Origin of the sequence: Brevundimonas sp., from assembly GCF_965227765.1 — a bacterium.
In the GTDB taxonomy this organism is placed as follows: Bacteria; Pseudomonadota; Alphaproteobacteria; order Caulobacterales; family Caulobacteraceae; genus Brevundimonas.
In genome coordinates, this window is the sequence record NZ_OZ245778.1 from 197783 (window position 1) to 216057 (window position 18275).

Sequence of the window (18275 nt, forward strand, 5' to 3'; positions counted from 1 at the left end):
CCTAGGCGCCGACCGCGTGCAGGGCCTGGCCGTGCTGGCGCAGCCAGGCGCGGAACGGCCTGTGATCCCCCACCAGCCGATGCACCACCGACCAGTAGGCGGGGCTGTGATCGCCATGAACCAGATGGGCCACCTCGTGGGCGGCCAGATAGTCGAGCACCGCAGGGGGAGCCAGGACCACGCGCCAGGAATAGCGGATCGAGCGATTGTGCGGGCTGCAGCTGCCCCAGCGCGAGCGGGTGTCCACGATCGACACCCTCACCGGCTTCAGCCCCAGGGCTGCGATATGGATGTCCGTGCGCGCCACCAGCGCCGCCCGCGCTTCGCGCTTCAGCAGGTTCTCGACGCGGCGCGCGAAGGCCTCGCCCTCGCCGCCAGAGCGGATGACCGGCCCGGCCTCATCCTCGGCCAGCCGCGCCGCGCCCGCCGTCCCCGTCGCCTCCAGCCGAGTGTCGCGACCATGCAGGGGAATAACCTGGCCTGGCTCCAGCGGGCGTCCCTCGACCCGCGACTGCATCCGCTCGGCGATCCACCCGGTCTTTGAGCGGGCGAACGCCACCGCCTCGGCCAGAAGCCGCTCGCGCGGGGCGACGGCGACGACCTCGCCCTTGCGGGCGTCGATGCGGATCGAGACCCGGCGGGCGCGGGCGTTGACGCTCAGGCGCAGCGAAACCGCGGTCCCGCCAGGGGCCTCAAGCGGCAGCGTCTGTCCGTCGCGATACTGCACTCAGTTTCTCGTTGTCGGCGATGAAATCGCGGGTGCGGGGATAGATCTCCTCGCGGAACCGGCGACCGTTGAACACGCCGTAGTGGCCCACATGAGGCTGGACGTACAGCACCCGACGCGCATCGGGGATGTTCGAACACAGGATGTGCGCCGCCTGGGTCTGGCCGACGCCCGAGATGTCGTCGTTCTCGCCCTCGACCGTCATCAGGCCGATGTCTGTGACCGCGCCCAGATCGACCGGCACGCCGCGATGCTCCAGCAGGCCGCGCGGCAGCATGTGGGACTGGAAGACGATATCGATGGTCTGGAGATAGAATTCTTCGGTCAGGTCCAGCACCGACAGGTATTCGTCGTAGAATTCCTCGTGCTTTTCGACCCCGTCGCCGTCGCCCGACACCAGGCTCTTGAAATAGTCCCAGTGGGCGTCGGTGTGACGATCCTCGTTCATCGACATGAAGGCGTAGAGCTGGACAAAGCCGGGATAGACCCGACGCCCGACACCCGGATAGGGCATGGGCACGGTATGGATCATGTTCGACTTGAACCAGGCGAAAGGCTTCTCCTCCGCCAGCTTGTTGGTCACGGTCGGCGACAGACGGGCGTCGATCGGCGAGCCCATGAAGGTCATGGAGGCGGGCCGGTTCGGGTCGTTCTCGGCCGCCATGATGGCGCAGGCGGCCAGCACCGGCGGCCCGGGCTGGCAGACGCCGACGACATGGGCGCGCGGGCCGATGGCGGCCAGCATCTCGCGGATGTGGTCGATATAGTCGTGGAAGTCGAAACGCCCCTCCAGCATCGGCACCTGCTTGGCGTTGACCCAGTCGGTCACATAGACGTCGTGGTCCTGCAGGAAGGTCTCAACCGTCCCGCGCAACAGGGTCGCATAGTGGCCCGACAGGGGCGCGGCGATCAGCACGCTGGGGCCGGAGGCCGGCTTTCCGGCCCGTTTCAGGTCGCCGATGTTGCGGGCGAACCGGACCAGCCGGCACCAGGGGCTGGACCAGACCACCTGCTCGGTCGTGCGTACCGGCTTGCCGTCGATGGTGATGGTTTCCAGCTTCCAGTCCGGCTTGCCGTAGCGACGCGTGACGCTCTCGAACAGTTCGGCCGAGGCATAGGCGGTACGACCCAGGGCCGTGTCGCTGGCGGGATTGAGCGGCGAGGTCCAGAATCGGCGGGCCATCTGGGCCCCGATGCGCCAAGGCTGGGCCGACTGATAGGCGAGCTCGTGAAGTGCGTAGAGCATGAAATCCTTCGAACGGCCCCCGCCGGAAGCGGGCAACGCACCATAGAACGCGCTGCACTGCAAAAGGATTTAAATTAGGGAGCGGACATCAGGGGTTAGAGGCGCCGCGTCGCGCCGCCTGCCGCCTAGCCCCGCTCCATCACCCGCTCGATCAGCTGGGCCGAGCGTTCCGGCCCCAGGTCGTGGGTCAAGGCCGAGCGGAACTTGCCGTCCGGTCCCATCAGATAGACCGTCAGGGAGTGGTTCATCGTATAGGTCTCGCCCTCGCCGACCTTCTGAAAATAGGCGCGGTAGACACGGGCCGTCTCGGCGACCTGCTCGGGCGTGCCGGTCAGGCCGATCACGCCTTGGGGAAAGCCGTCCGACGACAGATAATCCTTGAGCGCCTGGGGCGTGTCGCGGGCCGGATCGACGCTGACGAAGACGATCTGCAAGTCGTCGGCCGCCGCGCCCATCCGCTGCTTGGTCGCCGCCAGCCCGGTCAGGGTGGTCGGGCAATAGTCGGGGCAGTAGGTGAAGCCGAAGAAGACCAGACTCCACTTGCCGTCCAGCAGGGTCTGATCGACCGCCTGGCCGTCCTGGTTCACCATCTGGAACGGGCCGCCGACACTGGCGACGCCTTCGGAAGCGGTCTCGCCCGCCCCGGCGTCGCGCATCTTCACCACCACGACGGTGACCATGGCCAGGGACAGGGCGATGACGCAGCAGGCGGCGGCGAACAGGATGATGGAACGACGCGGCATCGGGGGCCTCCAGCAGGCGACGAAGCGCCCCGGACTTTCGAGGCCGAACGGTCTATAGAGCGGTCGTGAGCAACAACGAAGTCGAAGCGGCGTCGCAGCCGATCTCAATCGCCGAGGAACAGCACCGCCGCGATCTGCCCAGGCGGGGCCGAGGCCTGTCTCTGCGGACCCTGATCATCCTGCGCTGGCTGGCCATCATCGGCCAGAGCGCGACCATAGCCGTCGCCGTCCTGATGCTGCATTTCCCGCTGCCCCTGTGGGAATGCGTGCTGGTCATCGCCGTCAGCGTTGCCGTCAACCTGGTCTCGGTCGCGCAGTTGAGACGATCCGACAGCCGCCTGCCGGACGGTCGCCAGACCGCCATCCACCTGAGCTTCGACATCCTGCAGCTGTCGATCCTGCTGGCACTGACCGGAGGGCTGGAAAATCCCTTCTGCCTGCTGCTGGTCGCGCCGGTGACGGTGGCGGCGGCCTCCCTGCCGGGACGACAGGCCATCGGCCTGGGCCTTCTGGTGGCCATGGCGACGGGGGTGCTGTTCTTCTGGTCCCTGCCCCTGCCCTGGCAGTCGGGGACCGAACTGGTGCTGCCGACGCTTTATCGGCTCGGGCTGGGCCTGGCCCTGATCACCGGGGTGGTCTTCACCGCCGCATACGCCTGGCGGGTGGCGGCCGACGCCGAGAAACTGGAACTGGCCCTGGCCACGACCCAGGACGTGCTTCAGCGCGAACAGAGGCTGGCGGCCCTGGGCGGACTGGCCGCCGCCGCCGCCCACGAACTGGGCACGCCGCTGGCGACCATCCAGGTGGTGGCCAAGGAACTGCTGCGCTCATCGCCGCCGGACGGCCCCGTCGCCGAGGACGCCACCCTGCTGCTGCAACAGGCCGATCGTTGCCGCGACATCCTCAAACGCCTGTCCCAGCGACCCGAGGACGGCGACGCCCTCTATACCGAGGTGGGCCTCAAGGCCCTGCTGGCCGAGGTGGTCGATCCGCACCTGGGCTTCGATCTCGACATCGGCGTCTCGGTCGAGGGCGAGCCGGAGCCACAGGTGAAACGCCTGGCCGAGGTCGTCCACGGCCTGTCGGCCATCGTCGAGAACGCCGCCGATTTCGCCGCGACCCAGGTGCAGGTCCAAGCCATGGTAGACGAGGACGAGATCACCATCACCGTCACAGACGATGGCCCCGGCTTCGCCCCCGACATCCTGCCACGGCTGGGCGAGCCCTATGTCACCAGCCGTCCGCACGGCAAGGCGCGGCTGGCTCTGGCCGCACAGATCCGCGCCGCCGCCCGCCCGCCCAAGGTTGGCTCCCCTAAACCGGGCAGGGGCCGCCGGAAGACGCAGGAGCCCCCCGTCGAGGCCATCATTCCCAGCCAGGGCGGAATGGGGCTGGGCTTCTTCATCGCCCGCACCCTGCTGGAGCGGACAGGCGGCAAGGTTTCCGCCGGCCCCGGCCCCGACGGCGGCGCCCGCGTCACCGTGCGCTGGCCCCGGTCAGCACTGGAACTCTCCCCGCCGCCACAGGATTGACGCAGCGGTGGAACACAGCGACCAATCGACGCGTGTCGGTTGACCCGAGGGCTGTCCACAGCGACTTGGGCCGTATGGAGATACAAGACATGACGATCCTCGAGGACCGCGTCGCCGCCCTCACGGACAAATCGCTCTTGCTGCTGGACGACGATCAGGCGCTGCGGACCCGCCTGGGCCGGGCGCTGGAATCGCGCGGTTTCGAGGTGACCACCGCCAGTTCCGTCGCCGAGGCGACCGACGCCCTGCGCGTCGCCCTGCCCGCCTTCGCCGTGCTGGACATGCGGCTTGAGGACGGCAACGGCCTGAAGGTGGTCGAGGCCATCCGCGAGCGCCGCCAGGATTCGCGCATCGTCATGCTGACCGGATACGGCGCCATCGCCACGGCCGTCGCGGCGGTCAAGGCCGGCGCCGTCGACTACCTGTCCAAGCCCGCCGACGCCGACGACGTGGTCAAGGCCCTGCTGGCCGTCGGCGACGAAGCGCCCGAGCCGCCCGAAAACCCGATGAGCGCCGACCGGGTGCGCTGGGAACATATCCAGCGCGTCTATGAGCTGTGCGATCACAATGTCTCGGAGACGGCGCGTCGCCTGGGCATGCACCGCCGCACCCTGCAACGCATCCTGGCCAAGCGCGCCCCGCGCTGAAGACGGGGGCTATTCCCGCATCAGCCGCATGGCCCCCAGCCGCGCGAAGGCCAGTGTCAGCGCCTTCCTTCGCGCCGGCGCCAGGCTGAGCACCGGCGCCTCCCTGACCACCGCCCCGCCAAAGCCGTCGGCGACGATCAGGCCCGGTTCCTCGGGCAGGACGTGTTGCGGAAACTCGGGGGCCACCGCGAAGAAGAAGGCGTCGCAGAAGGGCGCGTATTCCGGCCATTTGCGATCGACGCGGTAGTCCTCGATCCCCGACTTCACCTCGCAGATGACGATGTCGCCCTTGCGCCCCACGGCCATGACGTCGGCCCTGCGCCCATTGGGCAGACAGACCTCCAGCAGCGGCGCATAGCCCATGTCGGCCAGCAGCCGCGCCGCCCCGCGCGTGATGCCCAGGGTGGTCTCGGGACGGCTGAAGACGAGTTCCAGGTGAACGGCGGCGGCGGGCATACCGCGATTATGTTCCGGGTCCGTTCCGGTTTCAAGCGATCGGCCCAAGTCCACTTGCAAAGCCAGCATCAAGGACAGCTATCGACCCTTTTGCGGAAGCTTGGGACCAGTCATAGACTGGAAAGATGGACCAGCCACCTAGCGCCGCCCCCCGCATCACGTTCACCCGAGCAACGGACGGACTTCTCGAGATTTGGCTCAATCCCCAAGGCCGCGATCTATTGGTCGAACAGCTTCTGCGGCTCAGCCCAAACGACGATCATCATCACATCATGCCAGAAGGCGACGCGTTCGCCGACATCCCCACCCGTAGCATCGCGTACGTGCCAGGGGATGAGGTGTTCGAGTTTGGAAAGGTTCTTTTCCGGCTGGACGAATGGGACGCGGAATACTTCCCGCACGTTCTGACTGTGCCAGACGTTCGCTGACCGCCTGCAGTGGCGGTTGCTGAGGTCCGCTTTCAGCGCAGGTGCGATCGACCGCCCACGACCGAGAAGCCAACTTCGCAAAGCGACCCGTAGCGGACATTTCAAAGCTGCCGTCTCTGCCATAGGATTGTTGTATGCACCTGAGCGACGTCCTGCGAACGATCAGCGACTTCTCAGGCGAGGCAACCATACTCGTCCGCGAGCCGTGGACCCCATCTTCCGATGCCATCGTGCACGAGTTTCCGGTCGATCTGCTAGTCGCTCAGATGACCGACGATGGACGCACATATTTCCTAGAGGTCGCTGTCGCTCGCGATCTGATCGAAGACCTGAAATCGGCGGGATGGCTCGACGGTGATGCCTTGGTTGAGCGCGTGGTCAGCTATGCGACCAATGACGCATAATGTCCGATAACCACGCTGAAGCGACGGTCGACCATGCGGAAGTTCAGTCAAAGTCACTTCTCGCCTCAAACCGGCGGTTCGTGATTTTGAGATTGTTCCAGTCGCGGAACTCTCGCCAACCGAGTTCTGGTCCGGTGAGGACGTAGCCTCGCAGCGGGCTGCCCATGCCGTCGCATTCGTATGGTTCAAGTTGATGGCGAACGCCGTCGCATTCGAGTTCGACGACGAGGTGCGCACGTATGGCGTCCCAGATATCGAGATTCACTCAACCTCCTACGAAGCCACTTTGCACGAATGCGGACCCTTCCGGTCGCGCCGCGCAAGGTCCGCTTCCCACCCATAACGGACCTTGGCTAAGTCTGCTCTCCGGCTCAGTCGACGAACGCCTTGCGGTTCTGCGCCCACTCGGCCTTCGACTGGCCCCAGATGTCCACCACGACGCCCTCGAACGGGGCTGGCATGGTTTGGGGGCCGCGGTTGGTCGAGCCTAGGCGTCGGGCCAGACCGGCCGAAGCATCATTGGCGGGGGCGATGCAGTGGATGACGTCGGCCCATTCCAGCGCATCGAAGGCATAGTCGATGGTCGCCGCCGCCGCCTCCAGCGCATAGCCCTTGCCGTGAGCCTCGGCCATCAGGCTCCAGCCGACCTCCTTGCCGGGCCAGCCATAGGGGTGAAGCGGTCCGATGCGGCCGATCCACAGGCTGGTCTCCTTCTCGATCACCGAGAACATCCCCTCGCCGGTCAGGGCCCACATCCCGGCCATGGCCATCATGATCCGCCAGGTCGCGGCCGGCGCCTGGACCCCGCCGATGAAGCGGACCGTCTCCTCCTCCGCGTTGAAGGCGGCCCAGCGCGGAAAGTCCTCGACCGCAGGGGGGCGCAGGATCAGGCGGGGCGTCTCAAGCGTCGGGCCGATGGGCGATGTCTGGCTCACAGCGGATACTCCCGTTCCAGCGCATAGACGCTGCCGTCGCCCGTCAGGGTGCTGGAATAGAGGCCGAAACGGTCGGCCCGGATCGGCGGAGAATGCAGCAGGTTGTGGCCGGCGATCCAGGCCCCGATGCGGTCCGGATTGGTCTGGAGCTTCAGATAGGCCAGGGTCAGGTGGGGCCGATAGACGCGCGGCTCCATGCGCACCCCCGCCCGCTCGGCCGCCGACTTGCAGCGCCCGGCCAGGACCTCCAGCCGCTCCGACGGCTCCAGCCCGGCCCACAGGGTGTGGCTGCGGTGGGCGTCGCCGAACGCCCCGACCCCTTTCAGCGTGATCTCGAATACGCCTGGGGGAATGCGAGCCAGCTCCCCAGCCAGATCGTCGGCCTGGCGTTCCGTCACCTCGCCATAGAAGGCCAGGGTGACATGAAGTTGCTCGTCCGAGCGCCAGCGCGCGCCGGGCAGGCCCGTCTGGCGGCGTTTCAGGGTCTCTGCGACGTCCCAGGGGATGGGCAGGGCGGTGAACAGGCGAAGCATGGATGCAGAATAGAGGCGCCAAACGGTCGCAGGGAAGCCGGTTTCCCTTGCGTGACGGGCAGGCCACGCCGATATTTCCTTCAAAGCCGGGGGTTTGCCCCGCTTTCCTTTGGGAGATTGATCTCGCGATGAGCGACTTCAGAAACGGTTTCAGCAACGTGGCGCCCGCCGCGGCCGACATGTCGGTCGACGCCGGCCTGCGCAGCTTCATGCTGGGTGTCTATAACAAGCTGGCCGTCGGCCTGCTGGTGGCGGGCGCTCTGGCCTATACGACGGGCAACGTCCCCGCTGTCCAGCAACTGCTGTTCGCCGTCGGCCCCGACGGTCGCGTCGGCATGACCCTGCTGGGCATGGTGGTGCAGTTCCTGCCGCTGGTCCTGCTGTTCGGCTCGATGTTCTTCATGAAGAACCCCACAGCCAAGGGCGTGAACATGCTCTACTGGGCCGTGGTCGCCTCGATCGGCGCCGGGATGGGCGTGCTGTTCCTGCGTTACACCGGCGGTTCGCTGGCCTCGACCTTCCTGGTCACGGCGGCGGCCTTCGGCGGTCTGAGCCTGGTGGGTTACACCACCAAGAAGGACCTGACCGGCATGGGCAGCTTCCTGATCATGGGCGTGATCGGCCTGATCCTGGCCTCGATCGTCAACATGTTCATGCAGTCCGGGACCTTCTACCTGATCATCTCGGCCCTGGGCGTGCTGATCTTCGCGGGCCTGATCGCCTACGACACCCAGCGTTTGAAGATGACCTACTACGCCCTGGGCGGCGACCAGCAGGCGATGGGCGTGGCCACCGGCTTCGGTGCGCTGAGCCTGTTCATCAACTTCGTGAACCTGTTCCAATTCCTGCTGGCCTTCATGGGCGGCAACCGGAACTAGGGATCGAGACGACCTGAGACGGACAAGGCCCCGGTGGAAACGCCGGGGCCTTTTCTATTCCACAACCTGGAACCTGCGGCTGTCGAAGACGCGCAGCACCTGGGCCAGTTCGCGACCTCGCCTGAGCACCACCCCGCCCTCGCCGATGACCGCCCACTGACCCTGCTTGGTCTGCAAGGCGGGTCGTTTCTCGATGCGATAGGCGGGCGCGTCGCCCGAGCGGCGGAAGACGGCGAACTCGGCGACGTCCCTGTGGCCGACCATGGCGTAGTCGCGCCATTCTCCGGCCGAGACCATCCGGCCATAGACCCGCAGGATCAGGTCCAGCTCCTTGCGATCGAAGAAGACCGAGGCGGTCGATGGGGCGTCGGATCCGGGCGTCGTGCGGTCGAAGGTCATGCGATAAGGTTAGTCCTCCGGCGGACGAACGCCAGACCCCGCCTGTCCAGCCCCTGGCGGCAGAACCGCACTTGCCGAGAAATCGCTCAGCGAACACGAAATGGCCCCGTTTCGGTCCAGCGCCCGCCCGTTTGGCCCGCGAAATACGAACCGTCGGCCAGTCGGAGTTCGGAAGCGTCCCGGATCCTGAACAGCCCCCCCAGCCCCCCTGGATGTTTCCAGTTTCAAGGGCTCCGACGGGCCGGCGCTTCCTCCAAGCGAGACGCCCGTCCTGCCCCCTCCCCCCTCCGGCATGGCGGGCGTTTTGCTGTCCGGCGTAGACGTGGACCGGGGTCAGGCCCCGGCCCCTTCGCGTCAGGATCCTGCGGGGACCTCGATCATGACCACGTCCGGCTCCGAGGCTTGGACGGGACGTGAGGTCTCCGTGATCTCCACCGTTTCCTCGCCCCGACGCACGCTGAGCGCGGGCAGGGTCTCGGCTCCCGACAGGGCCGATGCCAGGCTGGCCAGATCGCCGACGCTGCGCCCCCCCACCGACATCACCAGATCGCCGGCCTGCAGCGCGCGCTGAGCCGCGACCGATCCGCCTTCGACCGACAGGACCAGCACCCCCGATGTCGGCGCTCCGGGCGTCTTGTTGTCTTCGGAGACCGGAAGGCTGGAGGCGTCGCCGAACTGAGCGCCGAAGGCCTCGACGACCGAGGCCCCGACCACGACCGACGACGGGGTCGGCGCCTCGACCGACAGGCTGGTCGTGTGTTCGCGCCCGTCACGCAGATACAGAATGTCCATCCGGGTGCCTGGCGCAGCGATGCCGACCGTGGCCTGGACTGATCCGGCGTTGGCGACGGGGCGGTTCTGGATTCGGGTGATGACATCGTTGCGACGCAGGCCCGCGCCCTCGGCGGGTGAGCCGGGAGCCACGTCCTCGACGATGGCGCCGCGCACGATCCTCAGACCCAGACCCCGAGCCCGCTCGGCGTTCAGCGACCCCATGATCGCCCCGATCCGGCCGCGTGAGACCTCTCCGTTGGCGCGCAGCTGGTCGGTGACAAACCGCATGATCCGGGTCGGCACGGCGAAGGCGATGCCGTCGTTGCCGCCGCCCATGCCAAACATGTCCTGGCCGCCCGACAGGATGGAGGTGTTGATGCCGATCAACCGGCCCCGGCTGTCCAGCAGCGGCCCGCCCGAGTTGCCCGAGTTCACCGCCGCATCGGTCTGGATATAGTCCTCGACCGCGTCGCCCAGGCCGGAACGGCCCAGGCCCGAGATCACGCCCATGGTCAGGGTCTGGTCCAGACCCAGGGGATAGCCGACCGCAAAGGCCAGGTCGCCGGTGCGCAGGGTGTCGGAATCGGCGATCTCGACCTGTGACAGGTTCAACGGTTGACCGTCGATCGGCTCGATCCGCAACACGGCCAGGTCGGTCGCCGTATCGGCCCCGATCAGGGTGGCGTCGAACAGGCGGCCGTCCGTCAGGTCGACGGTGAATTTCGAGCCCCCCTTGATGACGTGATTGTTGGTCACGACGATGCCCTGGGCCGCGTCGATGACCACGCCGGACCCGCCCTGCATCGCCGTTGGTTCTTCATCGTCCGAGGAGGGGCCGCTCGATGACCCCAGGGTCGTCACCTGCACCACCGCAGGCAGCGACCGCTCCAGCCCGGCCGCAAAGGTGAAGACCCCGCGTCGGGCGTCATAGGGCATGGGGGTCTGGGGCGCAGACGCCGCCTGAGCCGTCTTGGTCCTGGCCATGGCGGGTGTGGCGAGGATCGTCGCCGGGGCCATGGCCAGCATCACCAGAGCCAGAGCGGTACCCGACATGATTTTCGAACGCGGCATTCAGACAGATCCTCAGCGGAGCCGGCCGCGCAATTCGCCGCCGCAGGCCACAGCCTAGCGAGAGAAATGCGCCGTGACGATGGCTCCCGGTCCGGCGTCATCAATCGTCATTTCCGCCCCGTGCCTGCGCAGGATGGCGCGCACGAACCCCAGACCCATGCCATGGCTTTCCCGGCCATGGGCGTCGGCGTCGAAGGCCCTCGCTGCGCCGTCGCTGAGCAGCCGAGGATCGACGCCCGGCCCCTGATCCCTGACCGACAGGGCGGGTCTACCCTCCAGCATGAAGGCGCGGATCGTCACCCGCCCGCCCTCTGGCGAGAACTTGACCGCATTGTCCACCAGATTGGACGCCGCCCGCTGCAGCAGGGACCGCACGCCCAATGCCGTTACTGCAGACGCTGGCGCCTCAAGGATCGAGGCCGTCTCGACGACAATGGCCACGCCCTTGGCCTCGGCCAGGGGCTGATAGAGCTCGGCGACGGCCAAGGCCAGGTCGTCCAGGCTGATGGTTTCGAACCGCCAAGCCTCGCCGTCGCGCAAAGCCATGGCCTCGTTCATCGCTCGCGTCAGGTCGCGCAGATCCCCCGCCGCCTCTCGCGCCAGCCGTTCGCGGACCCCGCCATCGTCACTCTCGGCCAGACGTTCCAGCCGGGCCGTGGCGCGCGCCAGAGGCGTGCGGAAATCATGGGCCTGCTGGTCGGCGGAATCGCGCAGCCAGGTCATCAGCTCTTCCAGCCGGTCCATGGTGCGGTTGGCCTGAAGCGTCAGTTCCGTCAGTTCGGGCGGCGCCCCGTTCTCGGGCGCGCGTCGGGTGAAATCGCCCACGGCGGCCCGGTCCAGGGCCTGGCTGACATCGGCCACCGCGTGGGTCAGGCGGCGCCGGGCATAGGTCGAGGCGGCCAGGCCCGATATCAGGATCACCGCCCCCGTCAGGGCCACGGCCAGCACGGCCCAGCCCCAGGCCTGTCCGGAGCGCTCGACCACCCGACCCACGGCGATCTGCAGCGATCCAACCTGACGACGCACGACCACCGCCTCGACGCTGCGGCCCGGACACAGGGCGCCGGGCTTTAGCGTGGTCAGATAGACGTCTTCGCCCAGGCGCGGCTGGGGCGCGAGGGCTGCGGCCTCCAGCGCCAGGAGGCCCGCAGGCTTGCCGATCGGCCCGCGGATATAGCGTACCCCGGCGCCGCCCCGGCCGGTGCGGCAGGTCTCCTCCAGCGAACGGGCCTCGCGCGTCGGACCGCTCTGGAAGGCGCTGAGCCAGGCCGACAGATAGGCCGCGTCCCCCGCCGTCAGGCTGGAGGCGTCTAGGCCGGATTCGACGCCCAGCTTGGAGGCCATGGCGCCGTAGTCGGCCAAGGCCAGCAGGGCGGCCTGCTGGCGCTGGTCCATGCGCACCGCCTGTCCGGTGACGACCAGAGATCCGGTCAGGGCCAAGGCGGCCAGGACCGCCAATGCCGAGGCCAGTTGAGTGGTCGTGCGTCGTCCCAGCCAGCGTCGGATCAGGCCCCGCCCCATGGTGGTCGCCTCAGGGTGCCGGATCGAGGTCGCGGAAGATCAGGCTCTGGCTGCGCGCCGAGACGATCAGCGGGTGCATATCCTCGCCAAGCTCGGGCGCCTGTTCCTTGAGCCGCCGCCGCAGGGCGCTGATCCGGGCGTCGATGATGTTGACGAAGTTGTCGGGCAGAAAGGTCCATTCGACCCAGCAGCGATCCCACAACATGGTCTTGGTCACCGGCTGCCCCCGCGCCGTCATCAGTTCGCAGACGATCGCGAACTCCAGGGGCGACAGGTCGATCAGCCGCGCACCGCTTTCGCCCAGATCCAGCTTCAGGGTGCGTGCGCCGGGCGACAGGCGTAGCGGTCCATTGAGCAGGTCCCCTCCCGCCGGCCGGGACAGTCTGGCCGCCTTGCGCAGTTGAGCGGCGATCCGGGCCAGAAGTTCTTCGTCTCCGACCGGCTTGGCCAGATAGTCGTCGGCGCCATTCAACAGGCCCTCGACCTTCTGACGTTCGCCCCCCAGGGCCGTCAGCATCAGGACCGGGGCGTCACAGGAGGGACCGCCGCCGCTACGCAGCCGCTTCAGCGTTTCCAGCCCGTCTAGTCCGGCCGTCAGCCGATCCAGCACCAGCACGTCATAGGCGGCGACCTGGGCCGCGCTCAGGGCCGCCTCGCCGGTATCGACCCTGTCCACGGCGGCGAACCCGGCTCGGATCAATCGTCCTGCCACGTGGTCCGACAGGCTGGGATCGTCTTCAAGCAGCAACACCCGGCGCCCGGCGAACATGTCCGACAGCGCCAGGAAGGCGTCGTCGACAAGGTCGCTGTGACCCAGGTCCGCTTCGGTCGACACGCGCATTCCCAAATCCCGCCCCAAGCCCGCCAGTAGGATACGAGCCTGCGGCAAATTCGACAACGCTGTTCGCCGTGACGCTTCCTGATGCATCCAAGGCGTCGCGGATGTGTTGTAGTCGCCTCATGATCACAATCGCCCGCACCACCATCCTGCTGACCTCGCTCGCGGCAGCCCTGTCGGCCTGCCAAACGGCTCCCACCGCGGAGAGCGGATTCCTCAAGAGTTATGACGGTCTGGTCGAGCGGGAGGACACGATCCGGGCCTCGATCCGCGAACGGCGGGACGAGGGCGCCGCTACGGCCATCGACGCCGTCCATCTGGACCCGACCATCATGGTCGGCGAGGCAGGCGCGGGTCTCAGCCAGGATGAAGTCGCCCTGGTTCTGCGCGAGGTCGACCGTCAGGTTTGCTACGAGGTCAGCGAGCGGTTCACCATCGTGGAACAGCCGGACGGCGTGGCCCGTGTCCGCGTCGGCGTCACAGGCGTGCGGCCGACGGGTCAGGCTGCGTCGGGCGTTTCAGCCGTCGCCAACGCCTTCATTCCCGGCCCCGGAACCTTCCGCGTGCCCGGCACGACCGGCGGCCTGGCGGCCGAGGCCGAGTTGGTCGATCCGCAAGGTCGTCAGGTGGCGGCCCTGGCCTGGGCGCGCAACGCCAATGTCGTCGGCACCGACACCCCGTCCCTGTCACGGGTCGGCGACGCCCTGCAGATGGCCGAACCCTTTGGCGACGCGGTCGGTGACGCCATCGCGCCCAAGGACCGTGCCGTTCGCGACATCCCCAGCCCCGACCCCTGCGCCGCCTATGGTCCGCGCACTCAGCCCGCTGGCTTCCTGACCCGTGTTGTCACAGGCCTCTATGTGCCCGAGGTCAACACCGGCTCGCGCGACGACGCGCCGAAGGACTAGGGACTAACCCTAAAGCCCGTCCCAACGCCTGTCGCGCTGAAGCGGCGCGCCTCATCGCGTCAGCGACCCGACTGGGCTGCGCTCAAGCAGCGAGGTTCCGCGAACCGAGCGTAGCGCGTCGCGAAGCGACCCTTCTAGGAAGCGACCCCTTCTAGAACGCGCTCTGGCCCGTGATCGCCCGGCCCTGGATCAGGGCGTGGACGTCGGCGGCGCCTTCGTAGGTGTTGACCGTTTCCAAGTTCATGGCGTGACGCATGACGTGCATCTCACCGGTGATGCCGGCGCCGCCGTGCATGTCACGGGCCTCGCGGGCGATGTTGAGCGCCTTCTGGCAGTTGTTGCGCTTCATCATCGAGATGGCTTCGGGCACCCAGGCGCCCTGGTCCAACAGCCGACCCAGGGCCAGCGAACCCTCCAGACCCAGGAAGATCTCGGTCTGCATGTCGGCCAGCTTCTTCTGCACCAGTTGGCGCGACGACAGGGGCCGTCCGAACAGCATGCGCTCGCCGACATAGTCGCGCGTCAGGTGGAAACAGGCCTCGGCGGCGCCCATCGCCCCCCAGGAAATGCCGTAGCGCGCCTTGTTCAGGCAGCTGAACGGCCCGCGCAGACCCTTCACGCCAGGCAGGATGTTGGCCTCGGGCACGAAGACGTCGTTCAGGCCGATGTCGCCGGTGATGGAGGCGCGCAAGCTCAGCTTGTCGCCGATCTTGGTGGTGGTGAAGCCGTCGAAATCACGCTCGACGATGAAGCCGCGGATCACGTCGTCCAGCTTGGCCCAGACCACCGCCAGGTCCGAGATGGGCGAGTTGGTGATCCAATATTTGCCGCCGTTCAGCTTGTAGCCGCCGTCCACGGCCTCGGCGCGGGTCTTCATCGCGGCGGGGTCCGAGCCGCCGTCCGCTTCCGTCAGACCGAAACAGCCGACCCATTCGCCGGCCGCCATCTTGGGCAGGAACTTCATCTTCTGCTCTTCGGAGCCGAAGGCGTAGATCGGGTACATGGCCAGCGAAGACTGCACCGACATGGCCGAGCGGTAGCCGGAATCGACCGCCTCGATCTCGCGCGCGATCAGGCCATAGGCGACGTGGCTGACGGCCGAGCCGCCGTACTGTTCGGGCAGGGTGGCGCCCAGGAAACCCATATGGCCCAGCTCGGTCATGATCGAACGATCGAAGGTCTCGTCGCGGAAGGCGGCGACCACGCGCGGCAGCAGTTTCTCGCGGGCATAGGACCGCGCCGCCTCCTGAATGGCGCGCTCGTCCTCGGTCAGGCGGCCGGTCAGATCGAGGGGGTCGTCCCAGCGGAACGTCTGAGCGGGTGTAGCGGCGCCGTCGGCCATGAGCAGATCCTGAGTGTCGGCGAGGGCTCAGGTCGTCACGCGATGGTGACGAACGCCCCCTGTTCTGCCTCGCGGTTTAGGCCAGAATGACGACGACGGGTAGACCCGCGCCCGCCGCCGACCGGGATCTGCATGAGACGCGCTCTGAGCCGCCTGTTTCTCGACCATCCGCACGAGGTGGGCGAGAGCTATTTCCAGCATCTGGGCGCGGCATGGGCCGTGGGGTTTCGACTGGCCCGCCTGTCGGCGACCGCCCTGCTGCATGGCCTGATACCCAGCCTGGCCAAGACCACGGTCTCGGGGGAGATCCGCGCCATGGCCGCCAACCTGGGCGACCGCGCCGAGGACGCACGCGAGACCCGGATGCGCGACGCCGGCGTCTGGGATCCGGGACTTTAGCGATCCTGCTCCCCTTCGCGGGCCGGGGCGGATAAGAGATCGTCATGACCCAGAACCCTGCCTCTCCGTCTCAAGGCCCGCTCTCCGGCGTCCGCGTGCTGGACCTCAGCCGGGTGCTGGCCGGGCCCTGGGCGACCCAGACCCTGGCCGATCTGGGCGCCGAGGTGATCAAGATCGAACGGCCGGGCGAGGGCGACGACACCCGCCACTGGGGCCCGCCCTTCACCACCACGACGGACGGCTCGAAGGGCGACGCCGCCTATTTCTTCTGCGCCAACCGGGGCAAGAGATCCGTCGAACTGGACATCGCCAGCCCTGAAGGCGCGCAGGCCGTGCGCAGCCTGGCCGCCACCTGCGACGTGGTGGTCGAGAACTTCAAGACGGGGGGCCTGCAGAAATACGGCCTCGACTACGCCGGCCTGTCGGCGGTCAATCCCAGGCTGGTCTATTGCTCGATCACCGGCTTTGGCCAGACCGGCCCCGACGCCCACCGCGCCGGCTATGACTATATGATCCAGGCCATGGGCGGGCTGATGTCGATCACCGGCCAGGCGGATGGCGCGCCGGGCGCCGAGCCGATGAAGGTTGGGGTGGCGGTGGTGGATCTGTTCACCGGCCTCTATGCCTCCAACGCCATCCTGGCCGCCCTGATGCACGCGCGCGCGACCGGCGAGGGCCAGCATGTCGACATCGCCCTGTTCGACGTTCAGGCCGCGATACTGGCCAACCAGGCGACCAACTATTTCGTCAGCGGCAAGGCCCCGACGCGGATGGGAAACGCCCACCCCAACCTGGCCCCCTATCAGCCCTTCCCCTGTTCGGACGGGATGGTGGTGATCGCCGTGGGCAACGACGGCCAGTTCCGGGCGCTGGCCAGGGCTCTGGGCGTCGAGCCCATGGGCGCCGATCCGCGCTTCGTCACCAACGCCCTCAGGGTCCAGAACCGCACAGAACTTTCGCCGACCCTGTCGGCCCTGACGGCCGGCTTCACCATGAAGGCTCTGATGGCGGCTCTGGAGGCGGCGGGCGTGCCCTGCGGTCCGGTCAACACCATCGACCAGGTGTTCGAGGAGCCCCAGGCCCTCCATCGCGGCCTGGTGGTCGAACAGTTCCGCGACGACCTGGCCGCCCCCATCCGCACCGTCGCCTCGCCGATCCGGATGTCGAGAACGCCGGTGCGCTATGACCTGCCGCCGCCGGTTTTGGGCGCGGACACGGATGCGGTTCTCGGCGCGATCAAGCCTGACTGATCCGAAATTGAAAACGGCGGGACCCTTTCGAGCCCCGCCGTCATCGTTCTCAAATCGCCTGTAACCCTTACAGGTCCAGAAGGGCCCGCGCCGGGTCTTCCAGCAGTTCCTTGACCCGGACCAGGAAAGTCACGGCTTCCTTGCCGTCGACGATACGGTGATCGTAGCTGAGGGCCAGGTACATCATCGGGCGGATCTTGACCTCGCCGTTGATGGCCATCGGGCGCTGGACGATGTTGTGCATGCCCAGGATGCCCGACTGGGGCGCGTTCAGGATCGGCGTCGACATCAGCGAGCCATAGGTGCCGCCGTTGGTGATGGTGAAGGTGCCGCCCTGCAGGTCGTCCAGGGTCAGGGCGCCGTCGCGGGCCGCCTTGCCGAGCGCGGCGATGCCCTTCTCGATGCCGGCCAGCGACAGCACATCCGCGTCGCGCAGCACGGGCACGACCAGGCCCTTTTCGGTGCCGACGGCGATGCCGACGTCATAGTGGTTCTTGTAGATGATGTCGGTGCCGTCGATCTCGGCGTTGACGGCCGGGATCTCCTTCAGGGCGGCGATGACCGCCTTGGTGAAGAAGGACATGAAGCCCAGCTTCACGCCGTGGCGCTTTTCGAACACGTCCTTGTACTGGCTGCGCAGGGCCATGACGTTGGTCATGTCCACCTCGTTGAAGGTGGTCAGCTGGGCGGCGGTGTTCTGGGATTCCTTCAGGCGACGGGCGATGGTCTGACGCAGGCGCGTCATCTTCACCCGCTCTTCACGCGGCTGGTCGGCGCGCGGCGCGGCAGGCGGAGCCTTGGCGGCCGGAGCGGCGGGCGCAGCAGCCGGAGCGGCTGCGGCGTTCAGGGCGTCGCCCTTGGTGATGTTGCCCTTGGGGCCCGTGGCGGCGATGGCCTTGGGGTCCAGGTTGTTCTCGGCGACGACGCGCTGAACGGCTGGGGACAGGGCGGCGTCCGACTTGATCTGGGCCGAACCGGCGTTGGCCGATGCCGCCGGAGCAGCGGAAGCGGGCGCAGAGGCCGCGCCCGAACCGGAAATGCTGCCGATGGCCTGGCCGGGGGTGACGGTCGCGCCTTCTTCGGCGGCGATGGTCAGGACGCCGTCGGCGGGCGCAGACACCTCGACCGCGACCTTGTCGGTCTCGATCTCGACCAGCATTTCGTCCTTCTTGACGCTGTCGCCGGTCTTCTTGAGCCATTTGCCCATCGAGCCTTCGGCGACGCTCTCGCCCATGGTCGGGACG

General features: G+C 67.6%; 21 protein-coding genes. 8 read left to right on the top strand and 13 right to left on the bottom strand.

What is annotated here, in order from left to right; all coding sequences use genetic code 11:
• Position 1: 1 nt before the first annotated feature.
• From ACO05L_RS00915 to ACO05L_RS00925, 3 genes are all read right to left on the bottom strand, one after another.
• Positions 2-727, bottom strand: a complete 726-nt coding sequence (locus ACO05L_RS00915) for a M48 family metallopeptidase (protein ID WP_421730304.1) — start codon at positions 725-727, stop codon at positions 2-4.
• Positions 693-1973, bottom strand: coding sequence for a polyhydroxyalkanoate depolymerase (locus ACO05L_RS00920; RefSeq protein ID WP_421730305.1), 1281 nt, complete (start codon positions 1971-1973; stop codon positions 693-695). Before ACO05L_RS00920 ends, ACO05L_RS00915 begins: the two co-directional genes overlap by 35 nt.
• Before the next feature lie 125 nt (positions 1974-2098).
• The gene (locus ACO05L_RS00925) at positions 2099-2716 is read right to left on the bottom strand and encodes an SCO family protein (RefSeq protein WP_421730306.1); all 618 of its coding nucleotides are present in this window, start codon (positions 2714-2716) and stop codon (positions 2099-2101) included.
• A gap of 65 nt (positions 2717-2781) precedes the next feature.
• Here ACO05L_RS00925 and ACO05L_RS00930 point away from each other — a divergent pair, with 65 nt between their 5' ends.
• Together ACO05L_RS00930 and ACO05L_RS00935 are read left to right on the top strand one after the other, a co-directional pair.
• The gene (locus ACO05L_RS00930; protein WP_421730307.1) at positions 2782-4248 is read left to right on the top strand and encodes an ActS/PrrB/RegB family redox-sensitive histidine kinase; all 1467 of its coding nucleotides are present in this window, start codon (positions 2782-2784) and stop codon (positions 4246-4248) included.
• Between the two features lie 89 nt (positions 4249-4337).
• Complete coding sequence (locus ACO05L_RS00935; protein ID WP_421730308.1) at positions 4338-4895, top strand: ActR/PrrA/RegA family redox response regulator transcription factor; 558 nt, start codon at positions 4338-4340, stop codon at positions 4893-4895.
• 9 nt (positions 4896-4904) lie between these two features.
• Here ACO05L_RS00935 and mmcB read toward each other — a convergent pair whose 3' ends face one another.
• A complete protein-coding gene (mmcB, locus tag ACO05L_RS00940; protein ID WP_421730309.1) occupies positions 4905-5351 on the bottom strand; it encodes a DNA repair putative endonuclease MmcB in 447 nt (148 codons plus the stop codon).
• Between the two features lie 125 nt (positions 5352-5476).
• Between mmcB and ACO05L_RS00945 the strand changes: the two genes are divergently transcribed.
• Positions 5477-5779 (top strand): hypothetical protein, encoded by a 303-nt coding sequence (locus ACO05L_RS00945; protein ID WP_421730310.1) that lies wholly within the window; start codon positions 5477-5479, stop codon positions 5777-5779.
• 134 nt (positions 5780-5913) lie between these two features.
• Positions 5914-6183 (top strand): hypothetical protein, encoded by a 270-nt coding sequence (locus ACO05L_RS00950; protein ID WP_421730311.1) that lies wholly within the window; start codon positions 5914-5916, stop codon positions 6181-6183.
• A gap of 43 nt (positions 6184-6226) precedes the next feature.
• On the opposite strand, the gene ACO05L_RS00955 is transcribed toward ACO05L_RS00950, so the two are convergent.
• From ACO05L_RS00955 to thpR, 3 genes are all read right to left on the bottom strand, one after another.
• Entirely contained in the window at positions 6227-6448 is a 222-nt protein-coding gene (locus tag ACO05L_RS00955; RefSeq protein WP_421730312.1) for a hypothetical protein, read from the bottom strand.
• A gap of 106 nt (positions 6449-6554) precedes the next feature.
• Positions 6555-7118 carry a GNAT family N-acetyltransferase gene (locus ACO05L_RS00960; protein ID WP_421730313.1) on the bottom strand — a complete coding sequence of 188 codons (564 nt, stop codon included), beginning with the start codon at positions 7116-7118 and terminating at the stop codon, positions 6555-6557.
• Positions 7115-7651: an RNA 2',3'-cyclic phosphodiesterase gene (gene thpR, locus ACO05L_RS00965; protein ID WP_421730314.1), complete on the bottom strand. Its 537-nt coding sequence runs from the start codon at positions 7649-7651 to the stop codon at positions 7115-7117. Before thpR ends, ACO05L_RS00960 begins: the two co-directional genes overlap by 4 nt.
• Before the next feature lie 128 nt (positions 7652-7779).
• On the opposite strand from thpR, the gene ACO05L_RS00970 reads away from it, so the two are divergent.
• Entirely contained in the window at positions 7780-8529 is a 750-nt protein-coding gene (locus tag ACO05L_RS00970) for a Bax inhibitor-1/YccA family protein (RefSeq protein ID WP_421730315.1), read from the top strand.
• A gap of 54 nt (positions 8530-8583) precedes the next feature.
• Here ACO05L_RS00970 and ACO05L_RS00975 read toward each other — a convergent pair whose 3' ends face one another.
• The 4 genes from ACO05L_RS00975 to ACO05L_RS00990 all read right to left on the bottom strand — a co-directional run bounded on the left by ACO05L_RS00975 (position 8584) and on the right by ACO05L_RS00990 (position 13129).
• Entirely contained in the window at positions 8584-8928 is a 345-nt protein-coding gene (locus ACO05L_RS00975) for a DUF2794 domain-containing protein (RefSeq protein WP_421730316.1), read from the bottom strand.
• 354 nt (positions 8929-9282) lie between these two features.
• Entirely contained in the window at positions 9283-10773 is a 1491-nt protein-coding gene (locus ACO05L_RS00980; protein ID WP_421730317.1) for a trypsin-like peptidase domain-containing protein, read from the bottom strand.
• Positions 10774-10827: 54 nt separating this feature from the next.
• Entirely contained in the window at positions 10828-12294 is a 1467-nt protein-coding gene (locus tag ACO05L_RS00985) for a sensor histidine kinase (protein WP_421730318.1), read from the bottom strand.
• Positions 12295-12304: 10 nt separating this feature from the next.
• The gene (locus ACO05L_RS00990; RefSeq protein ID WP_421730319.1) at positions 12305-13129 is read right to left on the bottom strand and encodes a response regulator transcription factor; all 825 of its coding nucleotides are present in this window, start codon (positions 13127-13129) and stop codon (positions 12305-12307) included.
• Positions 13130-13254: 125 nt separating this feature from the next.
• On the opposite strand from ACO05L_RS00990, the gene ACO05L_RS00995 reads away from it, so the two are divergent.
• Positions 13255-14040, top strand: a complete 786-nt coding sequence (locus ACO05L_RS00995; RefSeq protein WP_421730320.1) for a DUF3313 domain-containing protein — start codon at positions 13255-13257, stop codon at positions 14038-14040.
• Positions 14041-14191: 151 nt separating this feature from the next.
• Here ACO05L_RS00995 and ACO05L_RS01000 read toward each other — a convergent pair whose 3' ends face one another.
• Positions 14192-15382: an acyl-CoA dehydrogenase gene (locus tag ACO05L_RS01000; protein WP_421730321.1), complete on the bottom strand. Its 1191-nt coding sequence runs from the start codon at positions 15380-15382 to the stop codon at positions 14192-14194.
• A gap of 132 nt (positions 15383-15514) precedes the next feature.
• On the opposite strand from ACO05L_RS01000, the gene ACO05L_RS01005 reads away from it, so the two are divergent.
• Entirely contained in the window at positions 15515-15781 is a 267-nt protein-coding gene (locus ACO05L_RS01005) for a DUF6356 family protein (RefSeq protein ID WP_421730322.1), read from the top strand.
• A gap of 44 nt (positions 15782-15825) precedes the next feature.
• A complete protein-coding gene (locus tag ACO05L_RS01010; protein ID WP_421730323.1) occupies positions 15826-17031 on the top strand; it encodes a CaiB/BaiF CoA transferase family protein in 1206 nt (401 codons plus the stop codon).
• A 67-nt stretch (positions 17032-17098) separates the two neighbouring features.
• Here the strand turns inward: ACO05L_RS01010 and odhB are convergent, their stop codons facing one another.
• Positions 17099-18265 (bottom strand): 2-oxoglutarate dehydrogenase complex dihydrolipoyllysine-residue succinyltransferase, encoded by a 1167-nt coding sequence (gene odhB, locus ACO05L_RS01015; protein ID WP_421731715.1) that lies wholly within the window; start codon positions 18263-18265, stop codon positions 17099-17101.
• Positions 18266-18275: the final 10 nt, after the last annotated feature.

Coding starts and splice junctions, on each gene's coding strand:
- ACO05L_RS00920 (WP_421730305.1), bottom strand. CDS start 1,973: ATGCTCTACGCACTTCACGAGCTCGCCTATCAGTCGGCCCAGCCTTGG.
- ACO05L_RS00925 (WP_421730306.1), bottom strand. CDS start 2,716: ATGCCGCGTCGTTCCATCATCCTGTTCGCCGCCGCCTGCTGCGTCATC.
- ACO05L_RS00935 (WP_421730308.1), top strand. CDS start 4,338: ATGACGATCCTCGAGGACCGCGTCGCCGCCCTCACGGACAAATCGCTC.
- mmcB (WP_421730309.1), bottom strand. CDS start 5,351: ATGCCCGCCGCCGCCGTTCACCTGGAACTCGTCTTCAGCCGTCCCGAG.
- ACO05L_RS00945 (WP_421730310.1), top strand. CDS start 5,477: ATGGACCAGCCACCTAGCGCCGCCCCCCGCATCACGTTCACCCGAGCA.
- ACO05L_RS00950 (WP_421730311.1), top strand. CDS start 5,914: ATGCACCTGAGCGACGTCCTGCGAACGATCAGCGACTTCTCAGGCGAG.
- thpR (WP_421730314.1), bottom strand. CDS start 7,651: ATGCTTCGCCTGTTCACCGCCCTGCCCATCCCCTGGGACGTCGCAGAG.
- ACO05L_RS00970 (WP_421730315.1), top strand. CDS start 7,780: ATGAGCGACTTCAGAAACGGTTTCAGCAACGTGGCGCCCGCCGCGGCC.
- ACO05L_RS00975 (WP_421730316.1), bottom strand. CDS start 8,928: ATGACCTTCGACCGCACGACGCCCGGATCCGACGCCCCATCGACCGCC.
- ACO05L_RS00980 (WP_421730317.1), bottom strand. CDS start 10,773: ATGCCGCGTTCGAAAATCATGTCGGGTACCGCTCTGGCTCTGGTGATG.
- ACO05L_RS00985 (WP_421730318.1), bottom strand. CDS start 12,294: ATGGGGCGGGGCCTGATCCGACGCTGGCTGGGACGACGCACGACCACT.
- ACO05L_RS00995 (WP_421730320.1), top strand. CDS start 13,255: ATGATCACAATCGCCCGCACCACCATCCTGCTGACCTCGCTCGCGGCA.
- ACO05L_RS01000 (WP_421730321.1), bottom strand. CDS start 15,382: ATGGCCGACGGCGCCGCTACACCCGCTCAGACGTTCCGCTGGGACGAC.
- ACO05L_RS01005 (WP_421730322.1), top strand. CDS start 15,515: ATGAGACGCGCTCTGAGCCGCCTGTTTCTCGACCATCCGCACGAGGTG.
- ACO05L_RS01010 (WP_421730323.1), top strand. CDS start 15,826: ATGACCCAGAACCCTGCCTCTCCGTCTCAAGGCCCGCTCTCCGGCGTC.
- odhB (WP_421731715.1), bottom strand. CDS start 18,265: ATGGGCGAGAGCGTCGCCGAAGGCTCGATGGGCAAATGGCTCAAGAAG.